The following is an 18,564-nucleotide window of genomic DNA, read 5'->3' as shown; positions in this document are numbered from 1 at the left end:
GTACGGCGTCTAGCTGCTATATTTGCCAGAATACTCGACTGTCGTGTGTCGACCCGGGACGGATCCCGGACCTAACATATTTGGCCGGGTGGTCGTTCGGTGAGGACTCACCCCTGGTAGCACCTGACGTTTCTCGTTCCGATACTGGACGCTCGCCCGGATCGCCAATGTGAATTATACAGAGCAAGGAGAATACCTGCGGCTTTAGCCGCAGGATGAATCCGACACTACTCTACACGAACCACGTTCGATGGCATCCTTGAGTTTCCAAACCGCACTTTCAAGTAGCAATAACCACTACACGTCGGTAAGGTCAGGTCGGAACGGAGCGGATTCCGAACGGCCTTCGGAGGCGGCCCGCCCGCCACTCAATGAGACAGTATCCGAAACGCCAACACGGTAAACGCGAATCCTCGAAGGGTTCGTCTCGTGCCTGTTGGCCTGAGCAAGCCCCGACGATAACTCCAAGTCCGTTGAAGTCTGCCGGACTCTCCGTGGCAAAAATAACACGGAGAGTCCGAACATGATGGAGGATAGGAGTAACAGCCGCTTGGCACGGCTAGACAGCCACCGACCACGACGACTGGGTTAAACGGGTTCCCGCAAAGTGGCGGCAACCATGGTTGCAGACCTGAAACTCCCACCGCTCGGGATTCCTCCGTTTTCACGCGGAGGAGGATGTCAATTAATAGGTCTCTACAGATACTCCATCGAATAGCTGGAAGTCGTCCGTATTTTGCGTGACAACTGTTGGGCCTGCCTCTTTAGCAACGGCGGCAATCAATAGATCTCCAGAAAGGGAATTTATTTTGTCCTGATTCACTGTTTCATCGCGATGGAATTCCGCTTCTAGCTCGCCAGCAATAACGGCATGTTCTACCTGAAACGGGAGGATAGTCGTCCACGCAAACTGTGACTGAATCTCAACTGGGTCCAGCTTCCCCTGAATTTCCCGTCCGACAGCAATCTCTTTGATGTTCAGTGCGGTCGTTACGAACTCCTCTTCTTCGTGCGTTTCAAGATACTCTTCAATCGCTTCCCGACCTGCCCAGTAATGGATGAGGAACGTGGTGTCAAGCAGTTTCATCTTCTGTCTCTCTATCCGCGAACTCATCAAGAGCCTCATGTTGCCGTGCAGAAAGCCCCTTCCCTGTCTGGTCCCGGGAGTCCGCAACGATTTGTTCGAGCTCGTCGGCTTCTCCTTCGGAGAGTGTTCCAAATCCCTCACGCCAATCGACAGTCGTCTCATCCAGTATTCGGTTCATAAGGTCCGTAAAACTCTCATCCTCTCGTTTTCGAGCTTTCAACCGCTCATATACGTCCTCTCGGATGCCGATGGTCTTTGTCCCCATAGTTTGTGTATGCATACACAAACACAAAGTATTTTCTGGTGCTTTCAACGTCGCACTGGGCACAGAAACCGCAGTATCAATTACTTTCGAGTGCCTATTTGTGTAGGGTCTTGATTGCGCCCCCATACTATCATATTAGGAACTTTTATTTTCATTTGACACGAAACTTCATACAGGCCACAGCCAGACACCAGCCATGGAGATCACCACACCAGACAGACCGGAGCGGCGTGCCCAGATCGGCGTCGAGACGCTGATCGTGTTCATCGCGATGGTCCTCGTCGCGGCGATCGCGGCCACACTGTTGCTCAACACCGCCGGATTTCTCCAGAATCAGGCAACGACGACCGCGCAGGACGCCCAGGATCAGGTCTCCAATCAGGTGCTGATCATCAGCTCGGTCGGCGCGATCTCCGACGACGGCGGGGACAACGCTATCGGCGAGGTCCGCGTGAGCGTGATGCAATCACCCGGTGCCGGGGAGATCGACCTCGGCGGCTCCTCGATCGAGTATATCGGTCCCGACGGTCAGGAGACGCTGATCTACGCCGAGAGCGGTGCGGACGCCGCCGCGGGGACCTTCGGCGTGCGTGACATCCGCGACGGCGATACCGTCCCGGTTCTCACCGAGCGCAAGGACCGCTACGTCGTCAGCATCGACCTGACCGACGACGACACCAGCGATCTCCGATATCTCGAACCGGGCGAGAGCGCGACGCTGCGGATCGTCACCCCCGCCGGGAGCGAGGCGGTAGAGATCCTGAACGCCCCACAGTCGCTCAGCAGCTACGACGACGGTGACGCGGTAGCGCTGTAAGCCGACTCCGAAGTCTCTCTTCGCGCACGAGCGCGCACTACCTGCACGGTGTGAGCGCACGCGTTCGGCGTGGATCGCCCGATCGAGCCAGTAATCGGACGTTTGACGGCCTGTACCGAGCGATCCTCACGACTACCTAATCAACATGGTCCGGTGTCGGCACCGGTCCTACTGGTGTAGCCTGTGGTTCTTTTTTATACCCCTTCTATGGACAGTACAGAGGCTGCTCAACAAGCGGCCTGCGGACCTAACGCGAGGATACACACCAATGGAAATCAGCATACCCGAATTCACACGCGACAACGACCGGGGTCAGGTCGGTATCGAGACCCTGATCGTCTTCATCGCGATGATACTTGTGGCAGCGATCGCAGCGAGCGTACTAATCAATACGGCCGGATTCCTGCAGAACCAGGCCAGCGAGACGAGTCAGGACTCCGAGGATCAGGTCTCCAATCAGGTGCTGATTATCAGCTCGATTGGGGAAGTTACAGAATTTGACGAAGTCTTTGAGGATGATGTCAGTGTTACTTTAGAACAAATAAATTCGGATGATCAAACCGCCGCAGAATACGTTCTGTCAGTAGAAAGTGATGAAGTTACTGATGGAGAGACACTTGACGTTACTCTTGGTGATGGGTTCGATGATCAAGGCACTGGGGATGAAGTTGAAGAAATCGATGTAGGCGAATCGGAAAATCTCGGTAGTGTTGCTGATCCCTCATCCAATGACGTGAGTGTTACTGTAACCGATCTTGACACAACCAATAGTGTTGACTTCGATGTAGAGAGTGACCTCGCTGACGAAGGCGACGAGGCAGAGAACACTCTGTCAGTAGAATATACAGAAGCCGACAACCGCATCGGCGAAGTGAGCATGACGGTCATGCAGTCGCCGGGTGCCAACGAGATCGACCTCGCCGGTGCCTCGATCGAGTACATCGGCCCGGACGGCCAGCAGCTCCTCAGCTACTCCGACGACCCGGTCGTCGGTGAGTTCGGCGTCGACGGCACGCAGGACCCCGATGAGACCGCACCGGTGCTGACCCAGCGTGAGGACCGCTACACCGTAACGGTCGACCTCGCCGAGGACGAGGACGCACTGCGCCTCCTCGAAGAGGGTGAGGACGCCACCGTCCGAATCAATACGCAGGCAGGCAGCGAGGCAGTCACGATCCTGAACGTCCCGCAGTCGATCAGCAGCTTCGACGACGGCGACGCGGTCGAACTGTAAGCGACTGACTCAGTGCGGTTTTTCCTTTTTCGGCGCGCTAGATTCGCGAGCGACAGCTCCGTATTCGCACGGAGATAATTGACGTGTCTGAGAGAATCGTGACGGCGTCCTATACATGCCTAATAAAAAAGGTAGCAGGTGTCCACCTGGGCTACGATATTAGCGTGTAGTCTCTTTAGTACTACAGCAGTATCCGGTTCCAAGGACCGTCTGGTCTACACTCGAACCAACGGAGGCAGATATGGAGATCACGCTACCAGACCATTCACGCACACGCGGGCAGATCGGCGTCGAGACCCTGATCATCTTCATCGCGATGATCCTCGTAGCAGCGATAGCGGCGACGATCCTGATCAACACGGCCGGGTTCCTGCAGAATCAGGCATCACAGACGAGTCAGGATTCGGAGGATCAGGTCTCGAATCAGGTACTGGTCATCAGTTCGGTCGGTGAAGTAGCCGCCCCTGATGAGATCGAATTCTCGCTCCACCGGCCCAACGATAGACTCGATGTAGTAACGTTCGACGCAGAGGGGACCGTCACAGTCACTGTAGAAGACGAGGGCGGAACCAGCGAAGACGTCGATATCAGCGGGCCGGATACCGACATTACCACGAACGGCTTCGACTTTTCACAGGAAATCACCATTACTCACGTCGACGCGAACGACGAGGAAATTACGCTGGTCCTCGATGCTGACGCTGGCGAAACCGACACCGATACGCTCGCGCTCGACGCACGCGGGAACACGATCAGCGAGGTCAGCGTGCTGGTGATGCAGTCGCCGGGTGCGAACGAGATCGACCTCGCAGGAGCCTCGATCGAGTACGTCGGTCCGGACGGGCAAGAGCTCCTGAGCTACTCTGAGAACCCCGAAGTCGGTGAGTTCGGTGTCGAAGGGACGCAAGATCCTGGCGACACTGTCCCCGTACTGACCAAACGCGAGGACCGCTACACCGTGACGATGGATCTCGAAACTGACGCGCAGTCTTCACTTCGCTATCTCGAAGAGGGCGAGGACGCCACCGTGCGGATCACCACGCAGGCAGGCAGCGAGGCAGTCACGATCCTGAACGTCCCGCAGTCGATCAGCAGCTACGATCAGGGCGACGCGGTCGAACTGTAGCGCGGCTCGATTCTTTTCCGGTTCATCGAGGCAGTAGTCGCTTGTGAAGAATAGAGTCCCGTGCTTGCACCGGGTTTCGATGTCGTTCTGACCGACCACCTATGTAAAAAGGTACGGGGTGTTCTCGGCTCCTATCGGCCTAGGCTGTGGTTCTTTTTTATACCCTTTCTATTGGACGTGTAGAGGCCGCCCAACAGGTGGCCCCCGAAGGCGAACCCAACGCGAGGATACACACAAATGGAAATCAGTATACCCGAATTCACACGCGACAACGACCGGGGTCAGGTCGGTATCGAGACCCTGATCGTCTTCATCGCGATGATTCTTGTGGCAGCGATCGCAGCGAGCGTACTAATCAACACGGCAGGATTCCTGCAGAACCAGGCTAGCGAGACAAGTCAGGACTCCGAGGATCAGGTCTCCAACCAGGTGCTGATTATCAGCTCGATTGGGGAGATTGAGGCGGAGGGAGAAGCTGTGTTTGAGCTTGATCTCGATAACGACGAGTTTACTCTGACTGAACTCAATGCTGACGAGAGCGAGATTGATTTCGTTGTTGACCAACAAGATAATGAAGATCCTGTAAATTCGGTCAGTGAAAATGAGGATTTCAGTGGTCAATTAACAGACTTTAGTGCTCTGGATGGTGATGATGTCGTTATCACCTTCACTGATGAAAACGACGGAGAAACTACACTGACTCTGAACGCAGAAGATGGTGAAACCGACACCGGCTCGGTCGCCCTCGACGTCCGTGGCAACACGGTCAACGAAGTGAGCATGACGGTCATGCAGTCGCCGGGCGCGAACGAGATCGACCTCGCAGGAGCCTCGATCGAGTACATCGGCCCTGACGGTCAGCGACTCCTCAGCTACTCCGACGACCCTGAAGTCGGTGAATTCGGCGTCGAAGGCACGCAGGACCCCGAGAACACGGTTCCGGTGCTGACCGAGCGTGAGGATCGCTACACCGTGACGATCGAACTCGAAACGGACGACACCTCCGACCTGCGCTACCTCGAAGAGGGTGAGGACGCCACCGTGCGCATCAACACCCAGGCAGGCAGCGAGGCAGTCACGATCCTGAACGTCCCGCAGTCGATTAGCAGCTACGACCAGGGCGACGCGGTCGAACTGTAAGCGACACCACCCGGTTTCGGTGTCCATACACGCACGGCGCGTGGATCCGGCCGTCCGCTTTGGACGTGCCGTTTTCTGACGATCAGTCCGGTAGTGGCGACGCGGGAAGGTGTCGCCTCGATATCAAATAGTTATTTACGTAGCCTGTGGCAACTACGATTACTAAACTGGCATGTATGACTGATAGGATCCACGTGCTACATCTCGACGACAACGAGCAGTTCCTCGATGTCGTCTCTACCTTTCTGGAAGAGGACAACGACGATATCGACGTGACGACGGAGACGGCAGCCGACGCCGCAATCGAGACGCTGCAAAACGGCGCGGGCGTCGACTGCGTGCTCAGCGACTACCGGATGGGACCGACCGACGGTGTCGACTTTTTGCGGGAAGTCCGGGCGGTCGACGAGCGCCTGCCCTTCATTCTGTACACCGGGAAGGGTAGCGAGGAGGTCGCCAGCGAGGCGATCACGCAGGGCGTGACCGACTATCTGCAGAAGGAACACTCGGCGGACCAGTACGACCTGCTGGCCAACCGGATCCGGAACGCGGTGGGCCGCGCGCGAGCGCAGGAGGGCCTCGAAGAGCGAGAAAGCATGCTGACGGCGCTGCACGACGGGATGCGCTCGCTGATGCTGGCCGAGACGCGGGAGGATATCGCCGGACAGACCGTCGAGGTCGCGGTCGACGTGCTGGAGTTGCCCTGGATCGCGGTCTACCTGCTCGACGAGTCCGCGGGCGTGTTGCGCCCGGAGGCGTATATCTCGGATCTGGACGGCGTGACGGAAGAGCCGCCGACGTTTTCCGGCGGCGAGAGTCTGGCGTGGGATGCCTTCGTCGACGGCGAGACCAGACACCACGAGGACGTCAGCGAGATGGAGGGCCACGACGCCGAATCCCAGTTGACCAGCGAGCTGATCGTCCCGCTGGGCGACCACGGCGTGTTGCTGGCGGGGACCACCGGCGACGACCCACTGGAGGCGGTGACCGGCGAGTTCGTCGAGACGCTCGGAGCGAACGCGGAGGCGGCGCTGGATCGAGCCGAACGCGAGGCCGTGTTACGCGAACGCGACCGCAAACTCGAAGAGCAAAACAGCCAGCTCAAGCGGCTCAACCGGATCAACACGGTGATTCGGAACATCGATCAGGCGCTGGTGCAGGCCTCGACGCGCGAGGAGATCGAACAGGAGGTCTGTGACCGGCTGGTCAACGTCGACCTCTACGAGTTCGCGTGGATCGGCGGCTACAACGACATCAACGAGACGATCAGCCCGCGGGCGAAAGGCGGCAACGAGGGGAACTATCTGGCGAGCATCGATCTCGACAGCGAGTCCAACCCCGTCCAGAACGCGCTCCACGAGGGCGAGGTCGGCATTGTCCAGAACATCTTCGAAGACGAGAGCATGGGCAGCTGGCGCAAGCAGGCATTAAAAAGCGGCTTCCGATCGGTGGCGACGGTCCCGCTGACCTACGAGGGTGCGGTCTATGGACTCTTGCAGATCTACGCCAGCCAGCTGGACACCTTCGATGGGGATACCCGTAGCGTTCTCGCGGAGCTTGGCGAGACGATCGGCTACGCGATCAACGCCATCGACCGCAAGGAGGCGCTGCTGACCGACAGCGTCGTGCAGGTCGAGTTCCGGATTCCGAACTCCGAGGACTTCCTGTACACCCTCTCGAAACGGACTGGCAGCAACGTGGATCTGCGAACGATCCTGCCCCAGTCCGACGGCTCGTATCTGATCTTCTTCTCGATCACCGATGCCGAAGTCGAGGACGTCCTCGAGTCCGCCGAGGAGTCGATGTCGGTCACCGAGGCGAAACTCATCAGCGAACGCAACGACGCGGCGCTGTTCGAGTGCCGGACCACGGATACGAATATCGCGACGACGGTCGCGGACCACGGCGGTGTCCCGCGATCGGTCACTGCCGATCCGAACGGCGGCCGAGTCGTCGTCGACCTGCCACAGACTGCGGACGTGCGATCCTTCGCCGAACGGCTCACAGGAGAGTATCCCTCCGTCGAGTTCGTCGCTCGCAGGGAGCGGACCAGCGATACCGGCACCAGACGCTCGTTCCGCGAGCGCCTCGACGACCACCTGACCGACCGCCAGCGAGAAGTGCTCGAGGCGGCCTACTTCAGCGGGTACTTCGAGTGGCCTCGCGAAAAGAACGGCGAACAGATTGCCGAGGCGCTCGGCGTCGCCCCGCCGACGTTCAACCAGCACCTTCGCGCCGGAGAGCGAAAGCTGTTCGAGACACTCTTCGAACCGGACTCCGTCTAGTATATCTCCCCGTCCAGCCGCTGCCAACCTGCTACGCACCGAACCGTTTAACATGTTGTAAACTGAGTTCGAAGACATGGTTTACGAGACGGGCAATCAGACGGTCGACGAGGCGGTCCGGCGCGTCCTCCGAGGGGAGCGCCTCGACCGGACGGACGGGCTGGCGCTGATCGCCCAGCCGGTCGCGGATCTCGCCCCTGCTGCGGACTACATCAGGTCCCAGCTGGGTGACGATACCGTCGACGCGTGTAGCATCGTCAATGCGAAAGCGGGCGACTGTGCCGAGGACTGTGGCTTTTGTGCCCAGTCAGTTCACTTCGATACTGGGATCGACACCTACGGGTTTCTCGGCCCCGAGAAGGTTCTCGAAGCGGCAAAGCGCGCCGAGCGGGACGGCGCGCAGCGCTTCGGTATCGTCGTCGCCGAAAAAGGTGTCAGCAAAGAGCACCGCCCGGAAGAGTGGGAGGAGGTACTCGAAGCGATCCGACTCGTCCGCGACGAGACCGATGTCGAGGTCGACGCGAGCCTCGGGATCCTCACCGACGAAGAGGCCGAGATTCTCGCCGACGAGGGGCTGAACCACTACAACCACAACATCGAGACGTCGCCGAACTACTTCCCCGAAATTGTCGACACTCACAGCTTCGAGGACCGGGTCGAGACGCTCGAAGTCGCCAAAGACGCCGGGATGGATCTCTGTGCTGGCGTCATCCTTGGGATGGGGGAGACGCCGACCGACCGCGTCGACGCAGCGATCGCCCTGCAGGAGATCGGCATCTCCTCGCTTCCGGTGAACGTGTTAAATCCCGTCGCGGGGACGCCGATGGCCGAGCGACTCGGCGATTCCGCCGACATCTCCACCGCGGAGATCGTGAAGACCGTCGCCATGTACCGACTGTTACATCCCGAGGCTCGCGTTCGACTCACCGGCGGACGAGAGGTCAACCTTGACGAGGACGAACAGCATCTTCCCTTCGAGGCCGGAGCCGACGGCATACTGACCGGAGATTATCTGACGACCGGCGGCCAGTCGCCCGGCGAGGATATCGAAGTGATGGAGCGGGCGGGACTACGCCCAAATATGGACACAAACGAGTTCAATCCCGCGGCGGTCAAATCCCGGGCCGACGACAGCACCGAGACGGAGACCGCAGCAGGCACCGCGACCAGCAACGCAACCGACGACTGAGACTTCAGAACCATGAACGAGATCAGCTTTGCAGTTCTTGGCACTGGCGGTATCGGCCGACGGACGCTTGAGGTCAGTCAGTACAGGGACGGATTGATACCCGTTGCGGTGTGCGACCGCGGGGGAATCGCGGTCGATCACGACGGACTCGACGTCGGGGAACTGCTCGACGCGACGGAGGGGAACGTGGCGAGCGGCCCCGATGAGGTGGATGATGACCAGGATACCGTGACGGACGGCGGGGTGTCAACAGATGCGGGCGGCGTCAAACAGACTGGCGAGGGCGCGGGCGTCGTCGCGTCCGAGCAGGGCAGACCGACCGAGACACCGATCGACGACATCATCGCGAAGAGCGATCGGATCGACGCGGTGCTGATCGCCCTGCCGAACCTCGAACACGACTTCATCCCCCGCGTCGCGGATCGGTTCGCCGAGGCGGGATATGAGGGAGTCCTGATCGACGTGCTAAAACGCTCGCGGGTGATCGGACTCCTTGACGAGCGCGCAGAGACGCTGGAGGACGCCGGAATCACCTTCGTCTGTGGGGCGGGTGCAACGCCCGGCTTCCTGACTGGCGCGGCCGCCCTCGCAGCTCAGTCGTTCGTCGAAGTCGACGAGGTCGAGATCTGGTGGGGCGTCGGACTGCGCTCGGGCTATGAGGACAATCGCGGGACGGTCCGCGAGGACATCGCCCACCTCGACGGCTACGACATCGAGACGGCACGTGCCCTCTCGGACGAGGAAATCGAAGCCATCGTCGCCGAGCACGGTGGTGTCATCGAGTTCAACGACATGGAACACGCCGACGATGTCCTGCTTGAACGGGCCGGGGTCTGCGATGTCGAGGACGTCACTGTCGGCGGCGTGCTGGATGTCCGCACCGACGAGAAGCCGACGACGACTACCGTCAGCGTGACCGGGACTACGTTCGACGGCGAGAGGGGGACGAACACGTTTCGTCTCGACGACGACACGTCGATGGCCGCGAACGTCAACGGTCCGGCCCTTGGCTACCTGAAGACGGGAGTCCGCCGAAATCGAGCCGGTGAGTACGGCGTGTTCGGTCCGGCCGAGTTGATGCCGAGATTCTGAGGATCCCGGTCGAAGTAAGAAAAGCTATACTCTCCCAGCAGTAGGACCAAACCAGTTGCAGTTATTCGAGTGTAGTAGTCGGTACCCTCGAACGGACACGGGAAGCCGATATCGCCGCAGACAGACGACAAAGACGGCGACGAGACAATGAGTGAGGACTTCAGAGCGGGAGACGACAGCACGGGATCGTCACGGGGTGACGGCTCGACGGCGAGCCACGGGTTCGACCTGTCGGCCGATCTGGCCGCACGCGAACGGGAGAACCTGCGACGACGGCTCTCGCCGGCGAACCGGGTTGCAGAGTACGCACAGTTCGCACCCCCGTCGGGTAGTGCCTTGCCCGTCGTCGATGGAGAGGAGCGACTCGTTCTCGCCGCCAACAACTACCTTGGCCTGACCCAGGATGAGCGCGTCCAGGACGCTGCCGTCGCCGCCACTGAGGTCGTCGGCACGGGTGCAGGCGCGAGCCGACTCGTCACTGGTGATACGCTGGTCCACCGGGACCTCGAGGAGCGGATCGCCGAGACGAAAGCCACCGATCGCGCGCTGGCGTTCTCGTCGGGCTACGCCGCGAACATCGGGACGATCACCGCGCTCGCCCCGGACGTCGTCTTTTCGGACGCGTACAACCACGCAAGCATCGTTGACGCGTGTCGGCTTTCGGGGGCCGACACGGTCGTCTACGACCACTGCGACGTCGCCGACCTCGCGGCCAGAATGGAGAGTCGCTCGGGGACTGTCGACGACGAGTCGTGGCTTGTCGTCACTGACTCCGTGTTCAGTATGGACGGCGACGTCGCGCCGCTGGCTGACATCTGTGACGTCGCCGAACAGTACGGGGCGTGGATGATGGTTGACGAGGCTCATGCCACTGGACTCTACGAAGACGGTGGCGGTATCGTCCAGCGCGAAGGCCTCTCCGATCGGGTGGGAATTCAGATGGGGACGCTCTCGAAGGCGCTGGCCAGTCAGGGAGGCTACGTTGCGGGCAGCGACGATCTGATCGAGTATCTGATCAACCACGCCCGCTCGTTCGTGTTCTCGACGGGGCTGGCCCCGCCGTCGGCCGCGGCGGCCGCCGAAGCGCTCCACGTTGCCCGGACTGGCGACTGTCGCGGTCGGCTCTGGCGAAACGTCGAGTACCTCCGAGAGGAGCTGGCGGACATGGGCTATCACGTCCCCGGCGAGACCCAGATCATCCCGGTTCGCGTCGATGACCGCGAGGCCGCGCTCGCGCTCAGCGATGAGCTCTACGAGCGCGGCGTCGTCGCCCCGGCGATCAGACCGCCAACCGTCCCCGATGGGACGAGCCGGATCCGCGTCGCACCGATGGCGACCCACTCGGCATCCGATCTGGCCGCCTGTCTGGACGCGTTTCGCGACGCAGGCCGGGAGGTTGATCTGCTGTGACCGTCCAGCAATGAGCCGGGCGCTGTTCGTCGTCGGTACCGACACCGGCGTCGGCAAGACCGTCGTCACCGCCGGGATCACCGGCTGGCTCCGTGAGCGCGGCGTCGCGGCAAGGGCTATCAAACCCGCCCAGACCGGCTATCCGCCGGACGACGACGCGGCGTTCGTGGCCGAAGTCTGTGGCACGGACGACGCGTCGACCTGTCTTCGACGGCTCGAACCGCCGCTTGCGCCGCGGGTCGCCGCCGAGCGCGAGGGCGTCGATCTGTCCTACGAGGAGCTACTCGATGGCTGTCAGGAACTCCTGAACGACGACGACGTCGAGACCGGAATCGTCGAGGGGATCGGCGGCCTTCGTGTTCCGCTGGCGGGCGACCGTGAGGTGATCGATCTCGTCGCCGATCTGGGGCTGCCGGCGCTCGTTGTCTCGCGGTCCGGGCTGGGCACGCTGAACCACACTGCCCTGACCGTCGCGGCGCTGGAGCGGCGTGACGTCGAGGTGCGTGGGGTCGTCCTCAACGAGTACACCGCCGAGGACGTCGCCGAGCGGACGAATCCGGACGAAGTCGAGCGCATGACCGGACACCCGGTCGGGACGCTCCCGCCGCTGGAAACGATCGACTCTGACAGTGTAATCGATGGTGTCGGAGCGGCAATAGACGTCGAGTCGCTGGTCGCGTAGTTACATGAAATCCGTCAGTCCGGCCTGCCCGTCGTCGGACTCCTCCTCGGGCGCGTCGTCCGTCTCGGTCGCATCCTCCGTTTCGGCACCTGCGTTTTCTTCAGTGTCGACATCGGTTTCGCTCTCCGTCCCCTCGCTGGTCTCGTCCTCGATGTCCCGCGTCGCCCCCTCGAACGCGCCGCCGGAGTGCTCGACCGCCTCCTGCTCGCGCAGTTCCTGGGCGTCCTCGACGATCGATTGAACCTTGTTGGTCGTCTTGCCGCTCCCGGTCACGAACGAGACCTGCTTCTCGTCGAGATCGTAGACGGCGGCCATCCGAACAGTCAACTCGCGGTTCTTGCAGTGATGAGTGAGCTCGGCGAGGAAGGGGAGAACGTGTCGCCGGGCCGTCCCGATGCTCGTCCCGCTTTCTTCTGCGATCTTGACGGCGATGCTGTCTCTCGTCTCTCTCGACCCGCGAGAGCGACCGAGCTTCGACCAGTAGCTTGGAGGCCCATAGCGCGTCCAGCCGCCTTTCTGCTCGTTTCGGGCTGCTGCGACGCCCGCAGTCATATTGTCTCCCGCGTAGCGCCAGTAGGAGTAGTCCTGGGTCGCGCGCACGCGCCCGAGCCAGCGATCCGCGTTGGCGAGGTAGCCGTACGCATCGGCGAGCTCGCGGCCCGCGTAGTCTTTGGGCATGTTGTCCTCGATCCAGTTTATCATGTCGTCGGGCGTCTCGTCGACGTCGTAGGACGCTTCGAGCGCGGCCTGCGGGTCGAGCTTCTTGATCACGTCGTCGAGGAAATCGAAGATATCAGTCGTCGTATCCCGCTGGCCGGTCACCACGTCGTCGACGGTCAGCCGGTCGGCCCGTTCGGCGACGGCCTGCAGGTCGTTGATCGCCGATCGAAGGTCGCCACTGGTCTGTTTGGCGATCGCTTCGAGCGCTTCGTCCTCGTACTCGACGCCCTCCTTCCGACAGACGTCCCGGAGTACAGGGATGATCGAGCGCTTCGAGACGTCCCGGAACTCGATCTCCTGGCAGGCGTTTCGCAGCCCCTGGGACATGTCGTAGAACTCGTTGGCGATCAGGATCATTGGCTGGTCGGCATCCTTGACGACGCCGGTGACGGCCGCGGAACCACCGTAATCGGCGTTGCCGTGGAAGTTATCGGCCTCGTCCATTACGACCAGCCGTCTGCCCGAACTGCCCTGCGTGAGCGTCCCCGACTGGGCCGCCTCGCCCGCGATCTTGTCGATCACGTCGGCCTGTCGCTGGTCGCTCGCATTCAGTTCGATCACCGGCCAGCCCTTGTCGGTCGCCAGCGCGTGGGCCGCCGAGGTCTTCCCGATGCCCGGACTGCCGTAGACGATGACCGCCTCGCGGTGTTGCTCCCACGAATCGGCCCACTCTTTTAGCGCGTCGCGGGCCTTGTCGTTCCCCCGGACCTCCGCCAGCGTCGACGGGCGGTATTTCTCGGTCCAATCGCTCATTATCGGAGTGTGGGGCGACCGGCGTTTATTCGTTGCGGAGTGTCAGTCATCGTCCTCCCCAACCACCAGCACCGGCGCGACCCGCGACCGGACGATGCTGTCGGTCGTACTCCCGAGGAGTGCGCGCTTGAACGCTGAGCGGCCCTGCGTTCCGAGCAGAATCAGGTCGACATCGTGTTCGGCCGCGTAGTTCTCGATCGCCTCCTGTGGGACGCCTTCGAGGATCTCCGTCGTCGTCTCGACCCCCGCCGTCTCCGCACGCTCTTCGACAGCTGCCAGCGTTTCGCGGCCCTCCTTGCGAAGGTTCCCAGCGACTGTCTCGGGATCGACGATCGCGTTGTCGTAGGCCGTTCTGGTCTCGACGACGTAGACGACGTGAAGCGTCGCATCGTAGCGCTCGGCGTGGTCGATGGCGTGGTCGGCCGCCGCCGCGGCGTCGTCGCTGCCGTCGGTCGCGAGGAGGATCTCGTCGTACATGGATGGTAGTATGCGATCGAGGGTAACAGTACTACCGGGTCGGGGGTACCGATCTATGGGCCGAGTTCGGATAGTGGCGTCCCGGCGACGACCTCGCCGCCCTTGAGCACCGTCTCGATATCGTCGAGGGCGGCGATGTCCGCGGTCGGATCGTCCTCGACCACGAGCAGGTCGGCGTGATAGCCGGGAGCAATCTTCCCGGTGTCGTCCAGTCCAATCGTTTCCGCGGCAGTACCGGTCATCGCCGTGATCGCCTCCACGGGAGCCATGCCGTTCCGAGCCATGAACTGGATCTCGACGAGGTTCGAGCCGTGGTGGTTAAACGGTGTCCCGGCGTCGGTCCCACCGGCGATCCGGACGCCCGCCTCGACGGCGCGACGGAACGATTCTCGATGGATCTCGTACACCTCGTTCGACTGGGCGAGCGTCTCGGCGGTCGCGCGGTCGCCGTTGTGCAGGATGCGATGGGGCGCGGTGAGCGTCGGGACGAGCGTGACGTCCTCGTCGAGCATCGCCTCGATCGCGGCGTCGTCGAGGAAGGTCCCGTGTTCGACGGTATCGACGCCAGCCTCGGCGGCAACCCGGATGCCTTCCGCGCCGTGGGCGTGCGTGGCGACGTGAACGCCACGCCGGTGGGCCTCGTCGACCAGGGCGTGGATCTCCTCGCGGGTAAAGGCGAGCGTTCCGGGATCAGTGCCGGGCGTCGTGACGCCGCCGGTTGCCATGAACTTGATGAACTGCGCGCCCTGCTTGCGCTGCTCGCGCACGGCGCGGCGACATTCTTCGGGGCCGTCGACCTCCTGGCCGAGGTGGTGGCCGTGGCCTCCGGTGATCGTGATCGACGCGCAGTTTGCGATGGTTCGTGGACCCGGCACGTCGCCGCCCTCGATGGCACGGGCGAGGGCGATGTCCAGGCCGCGCGCACCCATCGAGCGCACGCCCGTAACGCCACTTTCGAGCGTTCGCCGCGCGTTCGCAATCTCCGTGAACAGCAGTTCGGCATCGGTTTTGTCGGTGACGTCCTCGATGCTCGCTTCGCCCGACAGAGAAAAGTGAACGTGGCTATCGACGATACCGGGAACGAGCGTGTACTCGTCGAGGTCGACCACCTCCTCGTCCGCCCGCGCAGTCGAAACGTCGCTGGTGGCGGTGATCCGCCCATCGTTGAACTGGACCGGTCCGTCGAAGACGCCGCCGTCACCGTCGACGACGCGGGCACCCCGAAGAATCATGCTCGAAGGGTGGGGTGTGGACCCTAATGAATCTGATCGTTGCCAGTCTCCGCGATCAGTCCGTCTGTGCGGAAAATCCAGCCTTCGTGATTTTCAGTCAACTCCCACCGACCCTTCGAAGCGAGGTGTTTCCCAGAAGACTGGCGCACACTCTCAGCATTCTGGAGCTGCCGATACGAGCGTGACGGACTCTTCATTAAATAGAATATATAATTATCGTTAATGATATTTACTGCTGCTAACCAGTTTATCTGGAAACTGTTCGTAGTGTTACTATTACGATCTAGAGTACCTATTTTCTGGATGCAGAACTACCTGTCATTCCCGTGAGAACGTTCCAGTAAATCGCAGTACAGTGGTCGGATATTCTGCAGTAGCGCACTCAAACTGACGGAGCGAGCACCTGCTACATTTGGAAATTTACTCAAAAAGTAGTTTCATAAACAATCATTATTTTTACCGTCACTATCGAATTAGCACACCAGATGAAGTCAAAAAGTATAATAGTAAACGGATATGTCCACGGCTATGGGAGAACCTGATGATAAATCAGTAAACAAACAGAACCCCGGTCTCGGGAGGCGACTCGTCCCGGGGTTCATCCGTCGAAGCTTCGTCCGGAAGTTCGTCGCAACGCTGTTGATCGTCCTGCTGGTCGTCGGTGGCGTCAGCGTCGTGGCGTACGCACAGACATCAGCTCAGCTATCCGACGATGTCGAATCCGAGTACACTGGCGTCGCCGATCGGCACGCCGAAAGCCTCGAAGACTGGCAGTCCGAGCGCTCCGCAAACGTCAGGAGCACCGCCGAGTTGAACCAGTTCCAGACGGGTGGGAGCGAGGACGTTTCCCAGTTTCTGACCAGTGAGGTCGATCGGCTCCCCGAGGATATCAGGGCGATGCACTTCGTCGACCTCGACGAGCGTGAGATCATCAACAGCAGCGAAAACGCCCGTGAAGGCACCCAGGTGAACATCGTCGAAGCGCCGTGGGCGTGGGAGGACCGCGAGCTCGAAGACGACGAGGTCTACGTCTCCGACGTCGAGGAGATTCAGGGTGCACCGACCGTCTCGTACGTGAGTCCAGTCCCGAACGACGACACCAACGAGGTACTGGTGATTACGACGAACCTCGGGACGGTGACAGAAGGGTTCGACAGCGATGATGACGACGGCTTCACACAGGTCGTCAACCGTGACGGTAACATCGTCGCCGGAGAGCAAGAACAGACCCAGCTCGAAGCGAACCTCGGCGAGTTCCCCGCATACTCGCCACTTGGTGCGGACTCGGCGATCGTCGACCGTGGTTTCGACGGTGAGACCGGCTTCCTCGACCGTACCGAAAAGGAGGGTCTCGATCGTGACTACGTGACGGCGTTCGCCCCGGTCGGCGACGAGGACGTCGACCTCGTCGTGGCCGTTCACGTCCCGAGCGATCAGGCGTTTGCTCTTCAGTCCGACATCCTGTCGAGCCTGCTCTTGCTGATGGGAACGATGTTCGTCGGACTCGCCGCGATCGCCGTCACCTTCGGACGGGGGACAGTTCGCTCGATCAATCAGTTGAGCACGAAAGCCGAGGCGCTAAAACAGGGGAACCTCGACGAGGAGTTCGAAGTGAGCCGAGCCGACGAGATCGGCGATCTGTTCCGGGCCTTTGGCAGCATGCGCGATGCCTTGCGCGAACAGATCCGCGAGGCACAGGGGGCTCGCGAGACGGCAGAAGCCGAACGCGAGCGCGTCGAGCAGATCAACGACGATCTGGAGAAAGCGGCCGAGGAGTACTGTGCCGTCATGGGCACTGCCGCGGACGGCGATCTCTCCGTTCGGGCCGACGTCGAGACCGACAACGCACAGATGCGCGGTATCGGCGAGGACTTCAACGCCATGCTCGACGAGATAGAGGCCACGGTCGCCGGGCTCAAACAGTTCGCGATGGAGGTCGCGACCGCCAGCGAGGAGGTCACGGCATCCAGCGAGGAGGTTCGCAGTGCAAGCGAGCAGGTAACCGAATCGATCCAGGAGATTTCCGACGGTGCGGATCGACAGAACGACGCCCTGCAGCGGGCGAACGTCCAGCTGAACGACCTCTCGACTGCTGTCGAGGACATCTCGACGACATCGACTGAAGTCGCCGAGATCGCACAACGGACCGCCGAAACCGGCCGTGCGGGGCAGTCGGCCGCACAGACGGCGATCGAGGGCATGAGCCGGATCGAGGCCGAGAGCGAGGATACCGTCGACGCGATGGAGCGGCTGCAAGACGAGATCGCACAGATCGACGAGCTGCTGGAGTTCATCACCGAGATTGCCAACCAGACCAACATGCTCGCGCTCAACGCCAACATCGAGGCGTCCCGCTCGGCGGGCGAGGGCAGCACTGATGGCTTCGGCGTCGTCGCCGAGGAGGTCAAAGAGCTGGCGTCCGAGACCAAAGACGCCGCCGAGGACATCGAAGAACGTCTCGACCGCGTCAAAGCCGAGACCGATCGAACTGCCGAGGAGGTCCAGACGACACGTGAACAGATCTCACACCAGACCGATTCGGTCAAGGAGGCTGCGGACGCGCTCGAAGAGATCGCCGAGTACGCGACCGAAACGAACGAGGGCGTCCAGACGATCGACAGCGCAACCAGAGAGCAGGCGAGCGCGACCCAGGAGGTCGTCGCCGTCATCGACGAGACGGCCACGATCAGCGAAGAGACCAGCGCGGAGTCCGAGAACGTCGCGGCTGCCGCCGAACAGCAAACGACCGCACTCACCGAGATGTCCCGCTCGGCTGGCGATCTCTCGATGCGCGCATCACAGCTTTCCACCGCGCTCGACCGGTTCGTCACTGGCGAGGACGTCGAGACGAACGAACTGGAGACGGACACCGAGCGGGCCCTCACGGATGGTGAGCCGACGACCGACACACCGGACGCCAGGATAGATGACGACCCAGAGATGGGACTGACCGAAGACGACCGGGCGACCGGAGAGCAGCGACCCGACCCGACCGACGACACGGACGAAGACATGTTCGCGTTCGTCGAGGACGCCGCACAGAGCGAGGACTGAT

General features: G+C 61.3%; 15 protein-coding genes. 10 read left to right on the top strand and 5 right to left on the bottom strand.

Going from position 1 to position 18,564, the window contains the following annotated elements:
• Positions 1 to 685 precede the first annotated feature (685 nt).
• Entirely contained in the window at positions 686 to 1,087 is a 402-nt protein-coding gene (locus AArcSt11_RS13365; RefSeq protein WP_250597780.1) for a PIN domain-containing protein, read from the bottom strand.
• Positions 1,074 to 1,352 (bottom strand): antitoxin VapB family protein, encoded by a 279-nt coding sequence (locus AArcSt11_RS13360; protein ID WP_250597779.1) that lies wholly within the window; start codon positions 1,350 to 1,352, stop codon positions 1,074 to 1,076. The genes AArcSt11_RS13365 and AArcSt11_RS13360 overlap by 14 nt, the downstream gene beginning before the upstream one ends.
• Before the next feature lie 196 nt (positions 1,353 to 1,548).
• Here AArcSt11_RS13360 and AArcSt11_RS13355 point away from each other — a divergent pair, with 196 nt between their 5' ends.
• The 9 genes from AArcSt11_RS13355 to bioD all read left to right on the top strand — a co-directional run bounded on the left by AArcSt11_RS13355 (position 1,549) and on the right by bioD (position 12,327).
• On the top strand, positions 1,549 to 2,169 hold the full coding sequence (locus AArcSt11_RS13355) for a flagellin (protein ID WP_250597778.1): 621 nt from the start codon (positions 1,549 to 1,551) through the stop codon (positions 2,167 to 2,169).
• A gap of 268 nt (positions 2,170 to 2,437) precedes the next feature.
• Positions 2,438 to 3,403: a flagellin gene (locus AArcSt11_RS13350; protein WP_250597777.1), complete on the top strand. Its 966-nt coding sequence runs from the start codon at positions 2,438 to 2,440 to the stop codon at positions 3,401 to 3,403.
• 241 nt (positions 3,404 to 3,644) lie between these two features.
• On the top strand, positions 3,645 to 4,529 hold the full coding sequence (locus tag AArcSt11_RS13345; protein ID WP_250597776.1) for an archaellin/type IV pilin N-terminal domain-containing protein: 885 nt from the start codon (positions 3,645 to 3,647) through the stop codon (positions 4,527 to 4,529).
• A gap of 237 nt (positions 4,530 to 4,766) precedes the next feature.
• Positions 4,767 to 5,669, top strand: coding sequence for an archaellin/type IV pilin N-terminal domain-containing protein (locus tag AArcSt11_RS17015; protein ID WP_289622701.1), 903 nt, complete (start codon positions 4,767 to 4,769; stop codon positions 5,667 to 5,669).
• Between the two features lie 176 nt (positions 5,670 to 5,845).
• On the top strand, positions 5,846 to 7,954 hold the full coding sequence (locus AArcSt11_RS13330; protein WP_250597774.1) for a bacterio-opsin activator domain-containing protein: 2,109 nt from the start codon (positions 5,846 to 5,848) through the stop codon (positions 7,952 to 7,954).
• A 76-nt stretch (positions 7,955 to 8,030) separates the two neighbouring features.
• Positions 8,031 to 9,143: a biotin synthase BioB gene (bioB, locus tag AArcSt11_RS13325; protein WP_250597772.1), complete on the top strand. Its 1,113-nt coding sequence runs from the start codon at positions 8,031 to 8,033 to the stop codon at positions 9,141 to 9,143.
• Positions 9,144 to 9,155: 12 nt separating this feature from the next.
• Entirely contained in the window at positions 9,156 to 10,235 is a 1,080-nt protein-coding gene (bioU, locus tag AArcSt11_RS13320) for a (S)-8-amino-7-oxononanoate synthase BioU (RefSeq protein ID WP_250597771.1), read from the top strand.
• Between the two features lie 147 nt (positions 10,236 to 10,382).
• Entirely contained in the window at positions 10,383 to 11,645 is a 1,263-nt protein-coding gene (locus AArcSt11_RS13315) for an aminotransferase class I/II-fold pyridoxal phosphate-dependent enzyme (protein ID WP_250597770.1), read from the top strand.
• A gap of 10 nt (positions 11,646 to 11,655) precedes the next feature.
• Positions 11,656 to 12,327: a dethiobiotin synthase gene (gene bioD / locus AArcSt11_RS13310; RefSeq protein ID WP_250597769.1), complete on the top strand. Its 672-nt coding sequence runs from the start codon at positions 11,656 to 11,658 to the stop codon at positions 12,325 to 12,327.
• Here bioD and AArcSt11_RS13305 read toward each other — a convergent pair whose 3' ends face one another.
• Genes AArcSt11_RS13305 through AArcSt11_RS13295 form a run of 3 tightly spaced genes read right to left on the bottom strand, consistent with a single transcriptional unit; the run spans position 12,328 to position 15,509 of the window.
• Positions 12,328 to 13,800 (bottom strand): replication factor C large subunit, encoded by a 1,473-nt coding sequence (locus AArcSt11_RS13305; RefSeq protein WP_250597768.1) that lies wholly within the window; start codon positions 13,798 to 13,800, stop codon positions 12,328 to 12,330. It lies immediately after the preceding gene.
• A gap of 42 nt (positions 13,801 to 13,842) precedes the next feature.
• Complete coding sequence (locus AArcSt11_RS13300) at positions 13,843 to 14,277, bottom strand: universal stress protein (protein ID WP_250597767.1); 435 nt, start codon at positions 14,275 to 14,277, stop codon at positions 13,843 to 13,845.
• A gap of 53 nt (positions 14,278 to 14,330) precedes the next feature.
• Positions 14,331 to 15,509 carry a metal-dependent hydrolase family protein gene (locus AArcSt11_RS13295; RefSeq protein WP_250597765.1) on the bottom strand — a complete coding sequence of 393 codons (1,179 nt, stop codon included), beginning with the start codon at positions 15,507 to 15,509 and terminating at the stop codon, positions 14,331 to 14,333.
• Positions 15,510 to 16,037: 528 nt separating this feature from the next.
• On the opposite strand from AArcSt11_RS13295, the gene AArcSt11_RS13290 reads away from it, so the two are divergent.
• Positions 16,038 to 18,563 (top strand): methyl-accepting chemotaxis protein, encoded by a 2,526-nt coding sequence (locus AArcSt11_RS13290; RefSeq protein ID WP_250597763.1) that lies wholly within the window; start codon positions 16,038 to 16,040, stop codon positions 18,561 to 18,563.
• The last annotated feature ends 1 nt before the right edge of the window (position 18,564 follow it).

The sequence above is a fragment of the Natranaeroarchaeum aerophilus genome (genome assembly GCF_023638055.1).
GTDB classification, from domain to species: domain Archaea; phylum Halobacteriota; class Halobacteria; order Halobacteriales; family Natronoarchaeaceae; genus Natranaeroarchaeum; species Natranaeroarchaeum aerophilum.
Note: the sequence above shows the minus strand (reverse complement) of the source record. Positions and strands in the feature narration are given on the sequence as shown.

Coding starts and splice junctions, on each gene's coding strand:
- AArcSt11_RS13355 (WP_250597778.1), top strand. CDS start 1,549: ATGGAGATCACCACACCAGACAGACCGGAGCGGCGTGCCCAGATCGGC.
- AArcSt11_RS13315 (WP_250597770.1), top strand. CDS start 10,383: ATGAGTGAGGACTTCAGAGCGGGAGACGACAGCACGGGATCGTCACGG.
- bioD (WP_250597769.1), top strand. CDS start 11,656: ATGAGCCGGGCGCTGTTCGTCGTCGGTACCGACACCGGCGTCGGCAAG.
- AArcSt11_RS13295 (WP_250597765.1), bottom strand. CDS start 15,509: ATGATTCTTCGGGGTGCCCGCGTCGTCGACGGTGACGGCGGCGTCTTC.
- AArcSt11_RS13300 (WP_250597767.1), bottom strand. CDS start 14,277: ATGTACGACGAGATCCTCCTCGCGACCGACGGCAGCGACGACGCCGCG.
- AArcSt11_RS13305 (WP_250597768.1), bottom strand. CDS start 13,800: ATGAGCGATTGGACCGAGAAATACCGCCCGTCGACGCTGGCGGAGGTC.
- bioB (WP_250597772.1), top strand. CDS start 8,031: ATGGTTTACGAGACGGGCAATCAGACGGTCGACGAGGCGGTCCGGCGC.
- AArcSt11_RS17015 (WP_289622701.1), top strand. CDS start 4,767: ATGGAAATCAGTATACCCGAATTCACACGCGACAACGACCGGGGTCAG.
- bioU (WP_250597771.1), top strand. CDS start 9,156: ATGAACGAGATCAGCTTTGCAGTTCTTGGCACTGGCGGTATCGGCCGA.
- AArcSt11_RS13290 (WP_250597763.1), top strand. CDS start 16,038: ATGGGAGAACCTGATGATAAATCAGTAAACAAACAGAACCCCGGTCTC.
- AArcSt11_RS13330 (WP_250597774.1), top strand. CDS start 5,846: ATGACTGATAGGATCCACGTGCTACATCTCGACGACAACGAGCAGTTC.
- AArcSt11_RS13360 (WP_250597779.1), bottom strand. CDS start 1,352: ATGGGGACAAAGACCATCGGCATCCGAGAGGACGTATATGAGCGGTTG.
- AArcSt11_RS13350 (WP_250597777.1), top strand. CDS start 2,438: ATGGAAATCAGCATACCCGAATTCACACGCGACAACGACCGGGGTCAG.
- AArcSt11_RS13345 (WP_250597776.1), top strand. CDS start 3,645: ATGGAGATCACGCTACCAGACCATTCACGCACACGCGGGCAGATCGGC.
- AArcSt11_RS13365 (WP_250597780.1), bottom strand. CDS start 1,087: ATGAAACTGCTTGACACCACGTTCCTCATCCATTACTGGGCAGGTCGG.